Source organism: Endobacterium cereale (assembly GCF_009617585.1).
Classification (GTDB): domain Bacteria; phylum Pseudomonadota; class Alphaproteobacteria; order Rhizobiales; family Rhizobiaceae; genus Neorhizobium; species Neorhizobium cereale.
This window is the reverse complement of record NZ_WIXI01000022.1, coordinates 118183-135722: the sequence shown is the minus strand read 5'-3', so window position 1 is coordinate 135722 and position 17540 is coordinate 118183. Positions and strand designations below refer to the sequence as shown.

At 59.7% G+C, this 17540-nt stretch carries 18 protein-coding genes; 10 read left to right on the top strand and 8 right to left on the bottom strand.

Going from position 1 to position 17540, the window contains the following annotated elements:
- Positions 1-61: 61 nt before the first annotated feature.
- The gene (locus tag GAO09_RS00890) at positions 62-658 is read right to left on the bottom strand and encodes a PAS domain-containing protein (RefSeq protein ID WP_153352188.1); all 597 of its coding nucleotides are present in this window, start codon (positions 656-658) and stop codon (positions 62-64) included.
- A 138-nt stretch (positions 659-796) separates the two neighbouring features.
- Here GAO09_RS00890 and GAO09_RS00885 point away from each other — a divergent pair, with 138 nt between their 5' ends.
- Positions 797-1555: a rhomboid family intramembrane serine protease gene (locus tag GAO09_RS00885; protein ID WP_153352187.1), complete on the top strand. Its 759-nt coding sequence runs from the start codon at positions 797-799 to the stop codon at positions 1553-1555.
- A gap of 134 nt (positions 1556-1689) precedes the next feature.
- A complete protein-coding gene (locus GAO09_RS00880; RefSeq protein WP_153352186.1) occupies positions 1690-2124 on the top strand; it encodes a CBS domain-containing protein in 435 nt (144 codons plus the stop codon).
- A 13-nt stretch (positions 2125-2137) separates the two neighbouring features.
- Here GAO09_RS00880 and GAO09_RS00875 read toward each other — a convergent pair whose 3' ends face one another.
- The 3 genes from GAO09_RS00875 to folE all read right to left on the bottom strand — a co-directional run bounded on the left by GAO09_RS00875 (position 2138) and on the right by folE (position 4332).
- Complete coding sequence (locus tag GAO09_RS00875) at positions 2138-3121, bottom strand: patatin-like phospholipase family protein (RefSeq protein WP_153352185.1); 984 nt, start codon at positions 3119-3121, stop codon at positions 2138-2140.
- A gap of 124 nt (positions 3122-3245) precedes the next feature.
- Positions 3246-3695 carry a phosphoribosyl-AMP cyclohydrolase gene (gene hisI / locus GAO09_RS00870; RefSeq protein ID WP_153352184.1) on the bottom strand — a complete coding sequence of 150 codons (450 nt, stop codon included), beginning with the start codon at positions 3693-3695 and terminating at the stop codon, positions 3246-3248.
- A gap of 25 nt (positions 3696-3720) precedes the next feature.
- Entirely contained in the window at positions 3721-4332 is a 612-nt protein-coding gene (gene folE, locus GAO09_RS00865; RefSeq protein ID WP_153352183.1) for a GTP cyclohydrolase I FolE, read from the bottom strand.
- Positions 4333-4625: 293 nt separating this feature from the next.
- Between folE and GAO09_RS00860 the strand changes: the two genes are divergently transcribed.
- The 4 genes from GAO09_RS00860 (at position 4626) to GAO09_RS00845 (ending at position 8564) form a co-directional block, all read left to right on the top strand.
- Positions 4626-5075, top strand: a complete 450-nt coding sequence (locus GAO09_RS00860) for an iron-sulfur cluster assembly scaffold protein (RefSeq protein WP_153352182.1) — start codon at positions 4626-4628, stop codon at positions 5073-5075.
- A gap of 3 nt (positions 5076-5078) precedes the next feature.
- Positions 5079-5450 carry a membrane protein insertion efficiency factor YidD gene (yidD, locus tag GAO09_RS00855; RefSeq protein WP_153352181.1) on the top strand — a complete coding sequence of 124 codons (372 nt, stop codon included), beginning with the start codon at positions 5079-5081 and terminating at the stop codon, positions 5448-5450.
- A 120-nt stretch (positions 5451-5570) separates the two neighbouring features.
- The gene (gene thrS, locus GAO09_RS00850) at positions 5571-7595 is read left to right on the top strand and encodes a threonine--tRNA ligase (protein WP_153352180.1); all 2025 of its coding nucleotides are present in this window, start codon (positions 5571-5573) and stop codon (positions 7593-7595) included.
- Between the two features lie 111 nt (positions 7596-7706).
- Positions 7707-8564 carry a lysophospholipid acyltransferase family protein gene (locus GAO09_RS00845; RefSeq protein ID WP_153352673.1) on the top strand — a complete coding sequence of 286 codons (858 nt, stop codon included), beginning with the start codon at positions 7707-7709 and terminating at the stop codon, positions 8562-8564.
- Positions 8565-8588: 24 nt separating this feature from the next.
- On the opposite strand, the gene GAO09_RS00840 is transcribed toward GAO09_RS00845, so the two are convergent.
- On the bottom strand, positions 8589-9563 hold the full coding sequence (locus GAO09_RS00840; RefSeq protein WP_410767681.1) for a hypothetical protein: 975 nt from the start codon (positions 9561-9563) through the stop codon (positions 8589-8591).
- Between the two features lie 135 nt (positions 9564-9698).
- Between GAO09_RS00840 and GAO09_RS00835 the strand changes: the two genes are divergently transcribed.
- Both GAO09_RS00835 and GAO09_RS00830 read left to right on the top strand, forming a co-directional pair.
- A complete protein-coding gene (locus GAO09_RS00835) occupies positions 9699-10274 on the top strand; it encodes a nitroreductase family protein (RefSeq protein ID WP_153352179.1) in 576 nt (191 codons plus the stop codon).
- Positions 10275-10276: 2 nt separating this feature from the next.
- A complete protein-coding gene (locus tag GAO09_RS00830; protein WP_153352178.1) occupies positions 10277-10891 on the top strand; it encodes a flavin reductase family protein in 615 nt (204 codons plus the stop codon).
- A 3-nt stretch (positions 10892-10894) separates the two neighbouring features.
- Here the strand turns inward: GAO09_RS00830 and GAO09_RS00825 are convergent, their stop codons facing one another.
- A complete protein-coding gene (locus GAO09_RS00825; protein WP_209018562.1) occupies positions 10895-11434 on the bottom strand; it encodes an aldolase/citrate lyase family protein in 540 nt (179 codons plus the stop codon).
- Between the two features lie 209 nt (positions 11435-11643).
- Between GAO09_RS00825 and GAO09_RS00820 the strand changes: the two genes are divergently transcribed.
- The gene (locus GAO09_RS00820; protein WP_153352176.1) at positions 11644-12816 is read left to right on the top strand and encodes a DUF2336 domain-containing protein; all 1173 of its coding nucleotides are present in this window, start codon (positions 11644-11646) and stop codon (positions 12814-12816) included.
- A gap of 3 nt (positions 12817-12819) precedes the next feature.
- Here GAO09_RS00820 and GAO09_RS00815 read toward each other — a convergent pair whose 3' ends face one another.
- Together GAO09_RS00815 and GAO09_RS00810 are read right to left on the bottom strand one after the other, a co-directional pair.
- Positions 12820-13248 carry a hypothetical protein gene (locus GAO09_RS00815; RefSeq protein WP_153352175.1) on the bottom strand — a complete coding sequence of 143 codons (429 nt, stop codon included), beginning with the start codon at positions 13246-13248 and terminating at the stop codon, positions 12820-12822.
- 83 nt (positions 13249-13331) lie between these two features.
- The gene (locus GAO09_RS00810; protein ID WP_324184731.1) at positions 13332-14528 is read right to left on the bottom strand and encodes an AI-2E family transporter; all 1197 of its coding nucleotides are present in this window, start codon (positions 14526-14528) and stop codon (positions 13332-13334) included.
- 439 nt (positions 14529-14967) lie between these two features.
- Between GAO09_RS00810 and GAO09_RS00805 the strand changes: the two genes are divergently transcribed.
- A complete protein-coding gene (locus GAO09_RS00805; protein ID WP_153352174.1) occupies positions 14968-17532 on the top strand; it encodes an HWE histidine kinase domain-containing protein in 2565 nt (854 codons plus the stop codon).
- The last annotated feature ends 8 nt before the right edge of the window (positions 17533-17540 follow it).

Genomic DNA, 17540 nt, shown 5'->3' with positions numbered 1-17540 from the left:
ACGGTGCAAGGCGCTGTAATGGATATCGCATCGCGGTTAATAGAACGTTCTGACTGGCTTGTCAGCTTCTTCCCGAAAGTCCGTCATCTACTATTTCAACAGAAAGAAGACGTCGCATGAAGCGGGTAAAACGCTTACCTTCGGGGTGAATGTCCACGCTTTCCTCGGCGATACTGCGCGACTCACCGGCATAGAGGCAGGAAATGTGCTCCAGCAATGCGCTCGCGCGGGGCTGGCGGGGCAAGATTGCGCCCAGGATGCGATCCGCTTCCGATTCGCCCGAGCGCATTGGCAGAAGCATCATCTGATATTCATGATTGCTTTCCGCGCCCACGCCGGTCACATCGGTAACCATCGGGTTGCCTCGGGCAAGCATGGCCTGAATGCCGATGCCCGCTTGCCGGCGTTGGGACTTGTGCCAAAGGCATGTAAAGGGGCGCCCCCGAAGTTCATGCCCGAACAGCGCGCAAAGGCGGGTGCCGGCCAATCGAAACGACATGGTGCCGGCATCATTTTTGCCGAGAATAAAAAGGTCGGGCAGCATGTGGCGTACCCGCGCGGGTTCGAATTCCCGCTGCTGCGGGATCGTTCCATCGCGTTTCAGTTCAAGCCAGTAGCTGAATAATTCGTTTCCTGCGTCGGTCTGCATGGTACTCATGTGTTATATTTCGGAACAAGATTCATTCTTTCCCGAGCCCTTGTGACAGACGTAGCGAAAACCGTGCCAAGTCGCCGAGTGCTTCCGTTCGCACCCTTCGTCCGGTAAGGCTGAGGCAGAGAGAACAGCAGGTGATGAATGGCTGACAGACAGGATGTGCCGCCGCATTCAGAGGCGGATGAGGAACGGGCGCAACAGGCCGTGCTTGAAGAAGAAGACAATGGCAGGCAGCCAATCTTCAATCTGCCGACCTCACTGGTTGTGACGGTCGTTGTTCTGGCGGCCGTTTACCTTTTTCAGGCTTATGCGCCTTCCGAGCAGATCGAATACTGGTTTATGGTCCAGTTCGCCTTCAGTCCTGTGCGTTATGTCCACCCCTTGTCGGAACAGGGGTTGGAGTGGCTGTGGACGCCGGTCACATATTCCTTTCTGCACGGAAGCTTTCAGCACCTCATTTTCAATACCTTGTGGCTTCTGGCTTTCGGTGCGCCGGTGGTGCGTCGCATAGGTACCGCGCGCTATCTGCTGTTCTGGATTTTGTCGGCCGCTGCTTCGGCTTTTTTTCACGCAGCGATCAATTGGGGTGAGACGACGATTCTGATCGGTGCTTCCGGCGTGGTCTCCGCATTGATGGGCGCAGCCTGCAGGTTCGCATTTCCGAGGGATGGCGGCTATGACCGGACCTTCGGCCATCTTTACCCGCGCCAGACGATTACCGGCGCCATGCGCAGCCGGACCGTAAAGACATTCGTGATTCTCTGGTTCGCCGGGAACCTGCTGGCGGCGGTAGGCTTGCCCCTGATCGATGCCGGTTCCGACGCCATTGCCTGGGACGCGCATATAGGCGGTTTTCTGTTCGGTTATCTGCTGTTCGGCCTGTTTGATCGCGTGCGGTAAGTCTCGCTCTCTGACAAAACATTGCTTTTGGGTCTCTTAAGGGGCACCATCCTTCTGGTTGCAGCGCTGGCCGGGGAGGGCTTTTGGTGCTTCAGCCTTGTGGTGAGACGCAAAAGAAACGTGAGGAGAGAACCATGCCCCAAACCGTTAAGAGCATGCTGGATGCGAAAGGTCGGACTGTCGTTTCGGTCAGTCGGGAGCAGACGCTGAGCGAGGTTGCCGCCATCCTCAACGAAAAGCATATCGGCGCCGTCGTGGTGACAAGCCTCGAAGGTCGCATTGCCGGAATTTTTACGGAGCGGGATCTGGTGCGTGCCATTGCCCGTGAAGGAGCGGCGGTGCTGGAAAAGCCGGTGTCATCCTCGATGACTGCGAATGTGACCCATTGTCGCGAAGACAATACCAATGACGAGTTGATGGAAATGATGACGGCCGGTCGTTTCCGGCACGTGCCGGTGGAGGCCGATGGTGCGCTTGTCGGCATTATCTCGATCGGCGACGTGGTGAAATCGCGGATCAGCGAAATCGAACACGAAGCCGAACAGATCAAGGCCTATATCGCCGGCTGACCGCTGAAGCCGATTATCGGGCGCAGATTTCCTGCATGCGCTTCAACGCAACGATCTGCGCTTTGGTTTCCTCGTAGCCGCGCCGGATGGCTTCACCGGCGCGGTGAAATTCCGACAGGCCGATATCGCTGAGGCGCGGATGCAGCGCCAGATCCGGCGGATCACCGGCAAGACGCGCGCGTGAGATGCGCTCCTGGATGATGTTGAAGGCCTGCACCATCGTGCCGGTCATGCTGATACGGCTGGCGGCGCGTCCACCGGCATCGTCCATGCGCTGTCGCTGCTCGATTTCCTGAATGCTGGCATTGTGGCGCACCACGGCGGCCCGGCCAAAGATATCGTAGTTGAGATTGACGCCGACGACGAGCGGCTGCTCATAGGCACGACACACGGATGTCGGCACCGGATTGACCAGCGCGCCATCGACCAAAGTGCGATTGTTGCATTTGACAGGTTCGAAAATGCCGGGCAGGGCGTAGGAGGCGCGTAAGCCCGTGATCAGCGAGCCGCTGGCGATCCAGACTTCGTGGCCACTCTGCAATTCGGTCGCGACGGCAACGAAAGGACGGCTGAGGTCCTCGATCGCAATGCCTTCCATATGTTCCTGCATGCGTTTGGTCAGCCGCATGCCCCCAAAAAGACCACCGCCGCCGATCGTCAGATCCAGCAGGCCGGCGATACGGCGCATGGTGAGCGAGCGTGCAAATGTTTCCAGTTCATCGAGTTTGCCGGCAAGATAACAGCCGCCGACCAGCGCGCCGATCGAGGTGCCGGCGATCATGCCGACTTCGATACCTTCCTCGTCCAGCGCACGCAGCACGCCGATATGCGCCCAGCCGCGCGCAGCGCCGCCACCGAGGGCAAGCGCGATCTTGGCCTTGCGAGGTTCGGGATGATGTTTTTCAGGAGGGGATGGCGGAGCATCGAGAACAACCGCACCTCCGACGTCCGTAACGGGGGCGGGATGCGGGGCGTTTCTATTCCAAGTCCAGTTCATGTCTTCCGCGTCTCCTCCACGCCAGATCATCAACCCAGATGATCATTAGGCTCCCGAATGCGTTTCGAAAGTATTGATCAACGGCAAATGTGACAGGAAACGGGACGACGAGAAGATTCGTTCCTCAGCTCGCGTACACGGAATCGGGATCGAAATGGCGGTCATCATCGGCGATCTCGACGATGGCCTTGCCATCGGTTTCCTTTACCGTGCGATAGAAGCAGGAGCGGCGGCCGGTGTGGCAGCTGGCATCATGGCCGCCAACGCGGACTTTCAGCCAGACGGCATCCTGATCGCAATCCGTGCGAAGTTCCGCAACCGTCTGGAGGTTGCCGGAGGTCTCACCTTTTTTCCAGATTTTTGCGCGTGAACGACTGTAATAATGGGCGATGCCGGTTTCGATCGTCAGCGCCAGCGCCTCGGCATTCATATGCGCCACCATCAGCAATTCGCCATCGCGCACATCGGTCACGACGGCGGTGACGAGACCATGGGCGTCGAAGCGTGGCGTGAAATCGCCGCCCGCTTCGAGCGCGTGCTTGTCGGCGGACGGTGCGGCAAATGTCAGCGTCATGGCAATACCTGCGGATCGGCAGTTTTCAGGTGCGGATAAGGGTCAGGAAGCGCGCCTGCTCGGCGGCGTTGTCCTGGAATTCAGCGGTGAAGGTCGTCGTCAGGGTGGTCGAACCCTGCTTCTGGACACCGCGCATGGCCATGCACATATGCTCGGCATCGATCATCACGGCAACGCCGCGCGGTTCAAGCACGCTCTGAATGGCATCGGCAATCTGTGCCGTCAGTGCTTCCTGCGTCTGCAGGCGTCGGCCAAAGACCTCGACGAGGCGTGCGATCTTGGAAAGACCGAGAACGCGGCCCTTCGGCAGATAGGCGACATGCGCCTTGCCAATAATCGGCACCATGTGATGCTCACAGTGCGAATAGAACGGGATGTCGCGCACAAGAACCATGTCCTTGTAACCGGACACTTCCTCGAAGGTACGGCCAAGGATTTCCTCGGGCGACTGGTCATAGCCGGAAAACAGCTCGCGATAGGCGGCTGCAACACGCTTGGGCGTATCGAGCAAACCTTCGCGGGACGGATCGTCGCCGGTCCAGCGCAAAAGCACACGCACTGCATCCTCGGCCTCCTGCTGCGTCGGGCGAGCATTAGCGAGGCCTGTGGCCGGAAAGTTCTTCACAATGGCATCCATTTCAAGTCTCCTGATCCTGATGCGGGTCAAGGTCGCATCCGATCCTAGTACAGTGACGCCGGGCATTCGGCCACAAAACGCCATTTTGGCGCTATCTGACGCCGCGAGAGCCATTTTACAAGACATTGCATTCCGATTTTGATGATCGTCATGCAAAAGCTTACGTCTTGATGCGGGCTTTCTCCGCTAGCATATAATGATAAAACGAACGGTATGACAGGAGCATCTGCGAAGACGCAGTGTTCGACATGCGCTCTTCGGCGACGTGTGCGATAATCCGGAAACTGGTGATTATGGACGACATCTACAATAGCCGCATTCTCGAGCTTGCCGGCAATATCGGGCTTTCCGGTGAACTGGAAGACGCGGACGGTGCCTCGGAAAAACATTCGAAGCTGTGCGGGTCGAAGGTCAAGGTTTTCATAAAGCTCGAAGGCGGTATCGTCAGCGACTTTCGCCACAAGGTGCGAGCCTGCGCTCTGGGGCAGGCCTCATCGGCAGCGATGGCGAAACACGTGATCGGCGCGAGTGTGGAAGAGTTGCGGCAGGCGCGGATCGACATGCTGGCCATGCTGAAAGAGGACGGCGAAGGGCCGGTCGGTCGTTTCGAGGAAATGCGGGTGCTGAAACCCGTCAAGGACTACAAGGCCCGCCACGCCTCCACCATGCTGACCTTCGATGCCGTCGTTGATGCGATCGATCAGGCGGAAGCGAAGAGCGATACTGCCGTAGCGACGGGCTGACACATGTGCGGCGCCTGTGGCCAACCGGATGAAGACGAACCTGGTGACGTTAGAAAATATACCGGCCGCAACTGGAACGGCCCGTTCCGCAAAACGCCGGGCCGCCTCATGGGCATGAGTTTCATCCGTCTCTACCAGCTGACGCTTTCCGGTTTTATCGGCAATGGATGCCGTCATATCCCGACCTGTTCGGAATACGGTTATGAGGCCTTCGCACGCCACGGTTTCTGGTCCGGCTTCTGGTTGACCCTGTTCCGGGTTGGCCGCTGCGGCCCTGGCGGCACATCCGGTCTCGATCCGGTGCCGGAAGTGCTGGGTGAGGGAACCCGCCGCCTGATGCCATGGGCGCTCTGGCGCTTCGGCAAGAAGGCCTGAAACCTTTACTCAGTCGTGTTTTTTGACTATCACCGCGCCGTTCGTTGCTGCGTGAAAAAGTCTCGCAGCCCATTTTTGTCCACCCGCATTCGTTGGCGGGACTGGCTAGGAGAATTCAACATGTCCGTTTCCCTTACATTTCCCGATGGTTCCGTTCGCGCCTATGACGCGGGCACGACCGGCTTTGCCGTCGCCGAATCCATCTCCAAGTCGCTGGCCAAGAAGGCCGTGGCGATCACGCTGGATGGCGAGCTGCGCGATCTCTCCGATCCCGTCACCGATGGTAAGATCGAGATCGTCACCCGCACCGATCCGCGCGCGCTGGAACTGATCCGCCACGATGCCGCCCACGTCATGGCCGAGGCCGTACAGGATCTGTGGCCCGGCACGCAGGTGACGATCGGCCCGGTCATCGAGAACGGTTTTTATTACGACTTCAAGCGCATCCATCCGGATAGCAAGGAAGACTGGCCCTTCACTCCCGACGATCTGCCAAAGATCGAAAAGAAGATGAAGGAACTCGTCCAGAAGAACGCCGCCTTCACCAAGGAAATCTGGACGCGCGAAAAAGCCAAGCAGGTGTTTGCCGACAAGGGCGAGACCTACAAGGTCGAGCTGGTCGACATGATCCCGGAAGGTCAGGACCTGAAGATCTACAATCAGGGCGGCTGGTTCGACCTCTGCCGTGGACCGCATATGGCCTCGACGGGCCAGATCGGCACCGCCTTCAAGCTGATGAAGGTTGCCGGCGCCTACTGGCGTGGCGATTCGACCAAGCCGATGCTGACGCGCATCTACGGTACGGCATGGGCCACACAGGAAGAGCTCGACCAGTATCTGCACATTCTCGCCGAAGCCGAAAAGCGTGACCACCGCAAGCTCGGCCGCGAAATGGACCTTTTCCATTTCCAGGAAGAAGGTCCGGGCGTGGTGTTCTGGCACGGCAAGGGCTGGCGCATGTTCCAGACCCTGACCTCCTATATGCGCCGCCGTCTGGCCGGTACGTATGAGGAAGTCAACGCGCCGCAGGTTCTCGACAGCTCGCTCTGGGAAACCTCGGGTCACTGGGGCTGGTATCAGGACAACATGTTCGCCGTGAAATCGGCCTACGCGTTCACGCATCCTGACGACGAGGAAGCCGACAACCGCGTTTTCGCGCTGAAGCCGATGAACTGCCCGGGTCACGTGCAGATCTTCAAGCACGGCCTGAAATCCTATCGCGAACTGCCGATCCGTCTCGCCGAATTCGGCAACGTGCATCGTTACGAAGCCTCGGGCGCGCTCCATGGCCTGATGCGCGTGCGCGGTTTCACGCAGGACGATGCCCACGTGTTCTGCACCGACGAACAGTTGGCAGCGGAATGCCTGCGCATCAACGAACTGATCCTGTCGGTCTACGAAGATTTCGGTTTCCAGGAAGTCGTCGTCAAGCTTTCGACGCGTCCTGAAAAGCGCGTCGGCACCGACGATCTGTGGGATCGCGCCGAAAGCGTCATGACCGACGTGTTGAAGATGATCGAGGAACAGTCTGAAGGCCGCATCAAGACCGGCATCCTGCCGGGCGAGGGCGCTTTCTATGGTCCGAAATTCGAATACACGCTGAAGGACGCCATCGGCCGTGAATGGCAGTGCGGCACTACGCAGGTTGATTTCAACCTGCCGGAACGTTTTGGCGCCTTCTACATCGACCAGAACTCGGAAAAGACCCAGCCGGTGATGATCCACCGCGCCATCTGCGGTTCGATGGAACGTTTCCTCGGCATCCTGATCGAAAATTTTGCCGGTCACATGCCGCTGTGGTTTGCGCCGACGCAGGTCGTCGTCGCCACCATCACTTCGGATGCCGACGATTACGGTCGTGAAGTTGCTGAACAGCTGCGCGATGCCGGTCTGCAGGTCGAGACCGATTTCCGCAACGAGAAGATCAACTACAAGGTCCGCGAGCACTCTGTTGCCAAGGTGCCGGTGATCATCGTCTGCGGTCGTCAGGAAGCCGAACAGCGGTCGGTCAATATCCGTCGCCTCGGCTCGCAGGCACAGACAGCCATGTCGCTCGACGAAGCTGTCGCATCGCTGGTCGATGAGGCAACGCCGCCGGACGTCAAGCGCAAGCTTGCTGCCCGCAAGGCCAAGCTCTCGGCCTGATCTGACAAACAAACGGCGCCTGCGGAGAAATCCACAGGCGCCGTTTTCATTTCGTCATCGAACTGCAATGATAACCGGCGAAAATGTCTGATGGTCCGCGTGGAGGCCGCATTGCAGTTCAGGGAACTTTCATACGCCAACGAGCGCGATACGCGGCTGAAACGCTGGATCATCCGCTCGATCGAGGGCATGTCAGGCCGCAACCGGTATGCCCGGCTCTACGACATCTGGCGCAGTGATATCGTCGGCAAGAGCGACCGCGTTTTCGGCAAGATGCTCGATCTGATCGATGTCGGCATGGACGTGGCCGGCGAATGGCCGCCGCGCAATCTGCCGGAAGGGCCTTTGGTCATCCTTGCCAACCATCCCTTCGGCATCGGTGACGGTATCGCCAGTCTGGCACTGGCGGAGCAGCTTGGGCGTCCGTTCCGGGTGATGATCAATAACGAACTTCTAAAAGTGCCGGAAATGGCGCCCTATTCGCTGCCCGTCTCCTTCGAGGAAACCAGGGAGGCGCTGGCGCAGAACATGGCTATGCGCCACGAGGCGCTGAAGCTGCTGAAAGAGGGTGTCACCATCATCATCTTTCCTGCAGGCGGTGTCGCGACGGCAAGACGCGGCTTTGGCCGTGCTGAAGACCTGCCGTGGAAAATGTTTCCGGCCAAACTCATCCAGTCCGCCAAGGCGAATGTGCTGCCAATCTATTTCGAAGGGCAGAACGGTCCGCTCTTCCATTTTGCCAGCAAGATCTCGCTCGTGCTGCGCCTGTCGCTGCTGATCCGCGAGTTCAAGCGGCTTTCGGGCACCACCATTCGTGCCCGTATCGGTTCCGTCATTGCCTATGAGGAAATGGCAGCGACAACCGATCGGAAACTGCTGCTGGCCAAGCTCTATGATGCCGTCTTTGCCATGCGGCCATTGACGCGGCGTGAGGCACGCAAGGCTGCGAACCGCAGCGAAGCGGCTTGACGGGCCTGACAAAAACGACGCGGATTACTCGATATCGGCGTTGGCCGTCTGGGCGTGAGATGAAAGCAGAACGTCGACATCGGCGTTCTGGCCGGCTTTCACGGTAAATTCGCGCTGGTAGATCTTGTCCTTGTTACGGGCAACGGCGAGGTAGTCTCCCTCGGAGAGGATCATTGTCGAAAAGGCGCTGACGCTTTCGTTGACGACGTCGCCTGATCCCGTCAGAACCGACCAGGCGGTATCGGCAATCGCTTCGCCACCGGGTTGGGAGACAAGTTTCAGCGTGATCTGGGCGGCGCGATGTTGCAGCGTTGCTGTCGTCAGCTTGCCGGCTTCCACCTGGATATCGGCACGCGCCACGGCGTTGACGCTGCCATACTCGGATACGACATGATAGGTGCCGGCATTGAGCCGCACGATGCTGTTGGGCTTGACGTCTGCGATCACCAGACCGCGCTCGCCATCCTCGCGACTTTCCGAAGAATAGACCGAGAAACTCAGTTGTGCCGGCGGAATGCGGACGTCAGAGCCGGTTACCGCATTCAGTACGAAGCCACCGGCATCGAGAACCACCGTCTGCTTGTCGACCTGCCCCTGCTCGGGCACGGTGAGCTTGCGGGTGAGACCAGCGCGCCCGAACGCGACGTTGACGAAATAATCGCCGGGGGCCAGTTGAAAATCGGCGGTGCCGCCATCGGCGCTGGCCAGCAATGGCAGCTTGCCGTCAGCACCCGGGATGGGACCGAAGACGCGCCATGCCAGGCCATCCTTCATCGCTTCGCCGTCATTGGTCAGCTTTGCTTCGAAAGCAACGTTGCGGGCAAGAAGGCCAGCGGGAGCGCTGGGCGTTGCCGAAAAGGCGTTGAGCTTCGGCATCTTTGTGGAACCGCCGAGCTGCTTGAAATTCTGGAATGCATCCTGGGCAAAAGACGGTGATGCCGGCAGGGCAGCAAAAGCTGCACCGATCATCACATAAACGGCAATGGAGGTTCTGGTCATGTCGCCCGGATTGACTCTTCGTGTTGCAGACTTCACTTGAAAACCAACGCCAAGGCAAATTCAAGGCCTGTATCAAAAACAGGCCGAAATGCCGGACGCGTCCGTCATCGAACTGTCAAACATGCGAGTGTGACCATGGGCAATGATATCAAGCTGATCGACTACCTGCGCCAACGCCATTCCACCCCGGTGGCGCAATACAGAGAGCCCGGCCCCTCGCAGGAAGAATTGACGGAAATCCTGCGATTTGCTTCGCGCGTGCCCGATCACGGCAAGATCGCACCATGGCGCTTCATCGTTTATCGCGGTGATTCGCGGGTCAAACTCGGCGAAGAGTTCCTGCGCCTCTCGCTGGAAAAGACGCCTGACATGACCGAGGCAGCGCAGCAGGCGGAACTGGCGCGCTTTTCCCGTGCGCCTCTCGTCGTTGCCGTCGTCAGCACCGCTGCGCCTCATGCAAAAATTCCGGAATGGGAGCAGCTGCTGTCCGCTGGTGCGCTTTGCCTCAATCTGGTTATGGCCTGCGAGGCGCATGGTTATGTCGCGAATTGGCGGACAGAGTGGATCACCTATGACGAGCGCGTGCAGTCGGCGCTTGGCATTCATGAAGGCGAGAAGGCCGCGGGCTTCATCCATATCGGCTCAAGCGATTTCAATACCCCGGATCGGCCGCGGCCGGACCTGGCCGATATCGTCTCCTGGGTGGAATGACGATGTTTTACTCGACCGATGAAAACCGGCATGGTCTGGCGCACGATCCGTTCAAAGCGATCGTGTCGCCACGGCCGATCGGCTGGATCGGTACGAAGGGGCGGGATGGTTCTTTGAACCTGTCGCCCTATTCGTTCTTCAACGCGATCTGCGACAAGCCCAAGCTGGTCATGTTCGCGTCGAGCGGGCCGAAGGACAGTTTTCGCAATGCCCGCGAGACAGGCGTGTTCACGGCAAGCCTCGCCAGCCGGCACCTTGCCGAACAGATGAATGCTTCTTCGGTCAGCGTCGATTACGGCGTCGATGAATTCACCATTGCGGGCCTGACGGCAAAGCCCGGGACGCTCGTGGATGCGCCCTTCGTGGCCGAGGCCTATGCGGCGCTGGAATGCAGGGTGACCGACATCATCGAGCCGAAAACGATGGACGGCGGCAAGGCCGAGGCCATCGTCGTCTTCGGGCAGGTGGTCGGCATCCATCTCAGCGAAGACATTTTGCACGAGGGCAGGGTGGATATGGGCATTGCCCGCCCGCTCGGCCGCATGGGCTATCGCGATTATGCCGATGGCGGTGCAGACGTCTTTGAAATGACGCGGCCGACGACGCCCAAGGGCTGATGATCAATCGCTAAACACCGACTGAATGACCGGCACGTGCGAAGGAACGCCGGTCATTTTTCCGTAAAAACCTTGCGCCCTGGCGTGGAGGCAGGCGGCGCGGAACGATTCGTCGTCCGTGTTCGGTTCGACCGTATCGATTGCCGATACATTCGCAGCGGCTGCGGCGAGTAGCAGGGTGGCGCGGGCGGTGGCTGCAACCTCTGTGCCGAGCCCATGTCTGGACCCCATGGCCACAGCCAGAGCACCCGCATCCCATCCAAGCGCAATCAGGCGTTTGCTTTTTTCCGCAAAGCTGGCGGCCGCCAATAGCCCATGCGGGTTGTCTCCAGCCATGGCGATGATTCGGGTCGTCCCGGTCGATATGCCTGCGCGCGCCTCGGCGACCTGCAGCAGGACGTCCAGATGTTGAATCTCTGTGCCGTGACGCACGCCGGAGAGAATGACGAATGCGATCCTTTTCGCCACGCAAAGGTCGAGTAGTGCAGTTGTCGCATCAGTGGTGACGGCCGACAGAAGCGCACCGGTCGCGCCGGTGAGCACGAACGAGTCCGGGCCCGCCTGCATTTTGCGCAGGTCGGCGACGATGGTGCAAGACGCGGTTTCCCCCGCCGGGACAAGGTCTTCCGCGGGCGAAACGATCAGCCATGTTTTCGGCAGTAAAGCGGACAGAAATACTCTCCGTTCGTGGTTAAATCTTATGGTGAACCAATCTTAAACGATTTTTGCCTAAGCTGCATTTCGTAGGGTAAATGCGGGTAACGCTCCTTTTGTATTGGGGTTTCGGGGTGATCGTACAGGCTTTTCTTCGTTGGGCGGAAACCGCCAGGCCAGCAGACAGGGCAAAAGCTGCCCATGCATTGGCGCGGGGCTATCTTGCCTCGTCCGTGCAGGACGAAAAGCGGCAGGCGGCCGTACTGGCGCTGACGCATCTGCTGGACGATCCGTCTCCTGTGGTGCGCACAGCGCTCGCCGAGGCAGTTGCCGATTCGCCGGATGCTCCGCGCGGCATGATCATGTCGCTGGCCGAAGACCAGCCACTGATCGCCTCCTCCGTCATAACTCGTTCACCGGTGCTGACCGATATCGATCTTGTCGATCTGGTCGGGCGGGGAAGTGTCGTGACGCGGGCGCTTGTGGCTTCTCGACCGAACCTGTCGCGCGGCATTTCCGCAGCCATCGCCGAAGTGGCGGGCAAGGAGGAGGCGCTGCTGCTGCTTGAAAACGAAACGGCATCGATCACCCGTTTCACGCTGCGTCGTATTGCTGAGCGTCATGGCCACAATGCAGATATCCGTAACGTGCTGCTCGATCGTGAGGATCTGGCCGCCGATGCGCGCCATCTTCTGGTTAGCCATGTCAGCGAGGCATTGGCAGCCAGTGATCTGATGCGAACCACATTGACTGCGTCGCGTATCGATTATGTCACCCGAGAGGCCAGTGAAGCGGCAACCGTCGCCATTGCCGGCACGGTGCGGCATCACGATATTGCCGGCTTGGTCGAACATCTTCGCCAGAAAGGCCGCCTGACGCCGGCTTTCCTCATTCATGTCCTGTGCGGTGGCAAGGTGGATTTCTTCTCCGGTGCGATCTGCAACCTGTCAGGCCTCGACGACCAGCGTGTGCGATCCATCCTCGCCACCGGCCGAATGCATGCGGTGCGCGCGCTCTTCGAGGCGGCGGGCCTTGATCGGTCGATCGCCAATGTTTTTGTCGAGGCTGTCCTTTTATGGCGGGAGGCGGCGCGGTCGCCGATCGGCTTTTCACTGCAGAGCATTTGCCTGCCGCTGATCGAACGTTTCAGGGCCGAAGCGCAGCCGATGTCGCCATTGGCGGAAATGCTCGACATGATCGAGAAGCTGCATTTGATGGAAGAGCGCCTGCTGGCGCGCTCTTATGCCGGCGATCTTGCCTTCGCAGCGTAAGCCTCAGTCCCGGAATTTCTTCGCGACCCAGGAATAGCTGTTTTCCACCAGCCGTACCGGCTTGCCGAACAGTGTGCGAATACCGTCACTGCTCGGCAGGGCCGATGTTACGCGACTGATGGCACGGGCTGCCATGCCGCGTTCCTCTTGTCGTTTCTGCTCTTCGGTTTCCGGCGGCTTGGCCGCCGTTTCGGTGTCCGGCTGGTTTGGCTGCGGGGACGCGTTGTCGGCCGTCTCCGGTGCTCTGGGGTCCTGGCAGACGGCAATGACCACGGGGTAGGAGACATTGGCGAAGGAGGCCAGTTGCTGCTCCGACACCGAGTTACACATCTCGATCGACGGCCAGCGCTGCTGCAGCGTGGCGATATACTGGCAATCCTTCACGGCGTCGTCGCAGCCGAGAATGGTCATGGCGATGATGGCAGGGTTCATGGGCATCCCGGTTCTGTTTCCAGAACGAGTTTATGCCAAGGATCGTGACGCCAGCAAGGCAAGCCCGCCGGCGTCATTCAGGATCAGGAGGATGCGACCTCGCGGCGTGCGGCTGGCGTTTCCGTGGCGGGTATGTTTGCCGCTTCCGCTTCGCGCGGCTCCGACAGTTCCACTTCGCGCACCCACTCGCGCCATACGGCCACGAGCAACGCCATCAGTACAGGGCCGATGAACAGGCCGAGAAAGCCCATCGTCTTCACGCCGCCGACAAGACCAAAGAAGGTCGGCAGGAAAGGCAGCTTGATCGGGCCGCCGACAAGACGCGGGCGCACCGTCTTGTCGACGATGAAGAGTTCGACACTGCCCCACACCAGAAGTGCAATACCGGCGAACGGTGATCCGCTGGCAACGAGGTAGATGGAGACGAGGGTGAAGGAAAGCGGTGCGCCGCCGGGGATCAGCGCCATGACGCCGGTGATGACACCGAGCGTGACGGGCGAGGGCACGCCGGCAATCCAGTAGGCGATGCCGAGCACGATGCCTTCACCGATGGCGATCAGCGTCATGCCGGTAACGGTGGAGCTGATCGTGGCCGGTACGACGCGCGAAATGCGCTCCCAGCGCGACGGCAGGATGCGCTCGCCGAGCAGGTCGATCTGGCGCGAGAAGGATGCACCGTCACGGTAGACGAAAAACAGCGCGATCAGCATGAACAGCAGCGTCAGAACGAGGTGGAAGGCGCCGCCGCCAGCCGCGACGACCGCGCGATAGATGTTACCGATATTGGCGCCGCTGACGATCTGGATATACTCGCCGATCGCGCCGGGCACGCCGATATGACTGGTCCACTGGTTATCCAGCCATGAGCCGGCATAGGGCAGGGTGGCGATCCATTCCGGCGTGGGTGCGCCGATGCGGTTGACCTCAAGCGCCCAGCCCACCCATTCACGCACTTCTCCGGTCGTATAGGAAATGGCGATGCCGATCGGCACCAGCAGGAAAGTGATGATGAAGAGAATGGCAATCGTTGCGCCGAGCGTGGTGCTGCCGCCGATGCGGGCAAGGAGGCGTCTGTAGAGCGGCCAGCTGGCGAAACCGATGACGAGAGCCGCCAGAACCGGAACGATGAAGCCGTGGAAGAAATAAATGCCGGCAAAGACAACCAGCACCAACAGCCAGCGCGCCGCCGAAATGGAGGGAATCAAGGCAACGCTGGAAGACGCGACCGGTCCAAGCCAGCGCGGTTCCTTGGATGGTGTCTTTTTTTCAAATGCACTCACAGCCGGCTGCTCTTCCCTGAAATGTTGATCAGCATATGGGCCATGTGACCCCGCTGCGCAAGGGAACCCTTTGGCGGCCGGATCGCAACCCTCTCACTTGCGATTGGTCAAGTTTACGATAGAAATATGAAGATCGTGACAAAGTAGCTGTGTGGCAGCGATGCTGTTTAAGCCGATGCGTAAACGAAACCTTCGGCGTAATCTGGAAAATCTGAAGACTGTGCTCTATCTGCTCACGTGCTAAAGCGCTGATATCTGTGGTACATTGTCGGGTATCTCGCAGCGATGCCTTCGGGAGGGACACGAAACGCTCACGGCAAGCCGGCGGCGTCGGTCTGGTTTTCGGAGTTCTAGAGGATGAGGTTGCGCGGGAACCCTGTCGATTTCGATGGGTTGGCCGTATCGGAAGCAGTCGGATCTGCTTTCAGGGAAAGTATACATGCCTGACAAGATGACGGTCGATCTTACCAATTGCGACCGCGAACCGATCCATATTCCAGGCAGCATCCAGCCACATGGCTGCCTCCTGGCATGCGATGCCACAGGTGCCGTGGTCACCCGCCATTCCGCCAACGCTGCCGACATGCTGGGCGTTTCAGGTGAGGTCAACGGACTGCGCCTCGATGAAGTAATCGGCGGTGAGGCGGCCCATACGCTGCGCAATGCGTTGGCAACATCGGATGACCCGAGCCGGGCGGCCTTGCGCATGGGTGTGCATGTCAACGAGGCTGGCGCTTTCGACGTCTCCGTGCATCGTGTCGAGACCTCCGTCATTATCGAATTCCAGCCGGCTGCGGCCCATTCCGACCAGCCGCTCGAAACCGCGCGCATGCTGATCAGCCGCGTGCGCAGCATTTCCAGCATCAGTCAGTTGATCGAGAAGTCGACCCGCCTGATGTATGCCATGCTCGGTTACGACCGCGTCATGGTCTACCGGTTCGAGCAGGATGGCGCAGGCCAGGTGGTGAGCGAATACAAGCGCCGCGACCTCGAGAGCTTTAAGGGGCAGTATTTTCCGGCAAGCGACATCCCGAAACAGGCGCGAACCCTCTACCTGCGCAACACTATCCGCATCATTTCCGATGCCGAAGGCCATCGTGTTCCGGTTGTTCCGACGCTGGACGAGGCTGGCCTGCCGCTGGACCTCTCCTTCGCGCATCTGCGCAGCGTCTCGCCAATCCATTGCGAATATCTGCGCAACATGGGCGTCGGCGCTTCCATGTCGATCTCGATCGTCATCGATGGCGAACTCTGGGGCCTGATCGCCTGTCATCACTACAGCCCGAAAACCCTGTCGCTGACCCAGCGGGTTGCCGCCGAAATGTTCGGCGAGTTCCTGTCGATGCACCTCTCGGCACTCCAGCAGAAGCAGATCCTAGACACCACCAACGAAGCGCGTCGTTTTCTCGACCAGTTCCTGCAGACCGCGTCGCATCACACCGATCTCGGTGGACTGCTGCGCACATCGATCGCCGAATTCCGGGCGATGATTCCGAGCGACGGTATCGGCCTTTGGCTGGATGGCGAATGGACGCCCTCGGGCATGGCTCCACCGGTCGGCGCGGTTACTGCACTTGCAGATTTCATCGGTAGCGTTTCCAACAGCCGCACTTGGTCAACCCACAATCTCGTCGGCCAACTTCCCGAAGCCGTCGCTTATGCATCCGAGGTTTGCGGTGTGCTGGCCATCCCGCTGTCGCAGCGTCCACGCGATTACCTGTTCTTCTTCCGCCGCGAAGTGGTGCAGACGGTGAACTGGGCCGGAAATCCCGAAAAATCCTACGAGACGGGCCCGCTTGGCGACCGCCTGACACCACGCAAGAGTTTTGCGATCTGGAAGGAAACCGTGCATCTGCAATCGCAACCTTGGACGGTCGGCGAGGAGGAAATCGCGGAGGCCATTCGTTCCGTTCTGGTCGAAATCGTTCTGCACCATAACGAGTTGCTGGAGGACGAGCGCGGCAAGGCGGATGTGCGCCAGCGCATGCTCAACGAGGAGCTCAACCACCGCGTCAAGAACATCCTTGCCGTCATCAAGGCGCTGATCGGCCATCCCGTACAGGAAGGCCGCAACCTTCAGGATTATATCGCCACCCTGAAGGGACGCATCCAGGCGCTCGCTTTCGCCCACGATCAGGTGGTGCGCGGCGGCGACGGCGGTGCGCTTCATGAACTGCTCGAAGCCGAACTGAAACCCTACCGGGACGGCGCCCGCACCGTCACCCTGCTCGGTCCCTATGTCTGGCTCGACAGCCGGGCCTATTCCGTCATGGCGCTGGTCCTGCACGAACTGGCGACCAATGCCGCCAAATATGGCGCGCTGTCGGTGACAGGAGGCCTTCTGGAGATCAGATGGCAGCGGCTGGACAATGGCGATTGCGAACTGAACTGGAGCGAAAGCAAGGGACCTGCCGTCACACCGCCGTCGCGTGCGGGCTTCGGCACCGTGCTGATCGATCGCAGTGTACCGTTTGAACTCGGTGGCAAGAGCAAGGTTGAATACGCGTCGGATGGTGTCCAGGGACGGTTCCTGATCCCGGCGCAGCATATCCATATCGCCGAAACTGAAATCCTGCCGGAACTGGCGGAAAACACGGGACAGCCGCAGGATGCGGCCGTTTTGCTGATGTCGGAACTCGACCTGCTTCTCGTCGAGGACCAGATGCTGGTCGCCGCCGATGTGGAAACGATGCTGGCCGATCACGGTATCAGCAAGGTGACCACTGCCCCGTCCGCGTCGGAGGCACTGCGTCGCCTGCGCGATTTCACGCCCGACGTCGCCATCCTCGACGTCAATCTCGGGGCTGAAACCTCGCTACCGATCGCCGAGGAACTGACCAGGCGCAACGTGCCTTTCGTTTTCGCCACCGGTTACAGCGACCGCTCGATCATTCCCGCCAGTTTCGATGCGCCGGTCGTGCGCAAACCCTATGAAGCGGCGGCACTGATCTCTGCGGTCATGAAGGTCGTCGAAGAACGCGAAACGCCGCCCCAGCAGGACTGAGGCGGCGT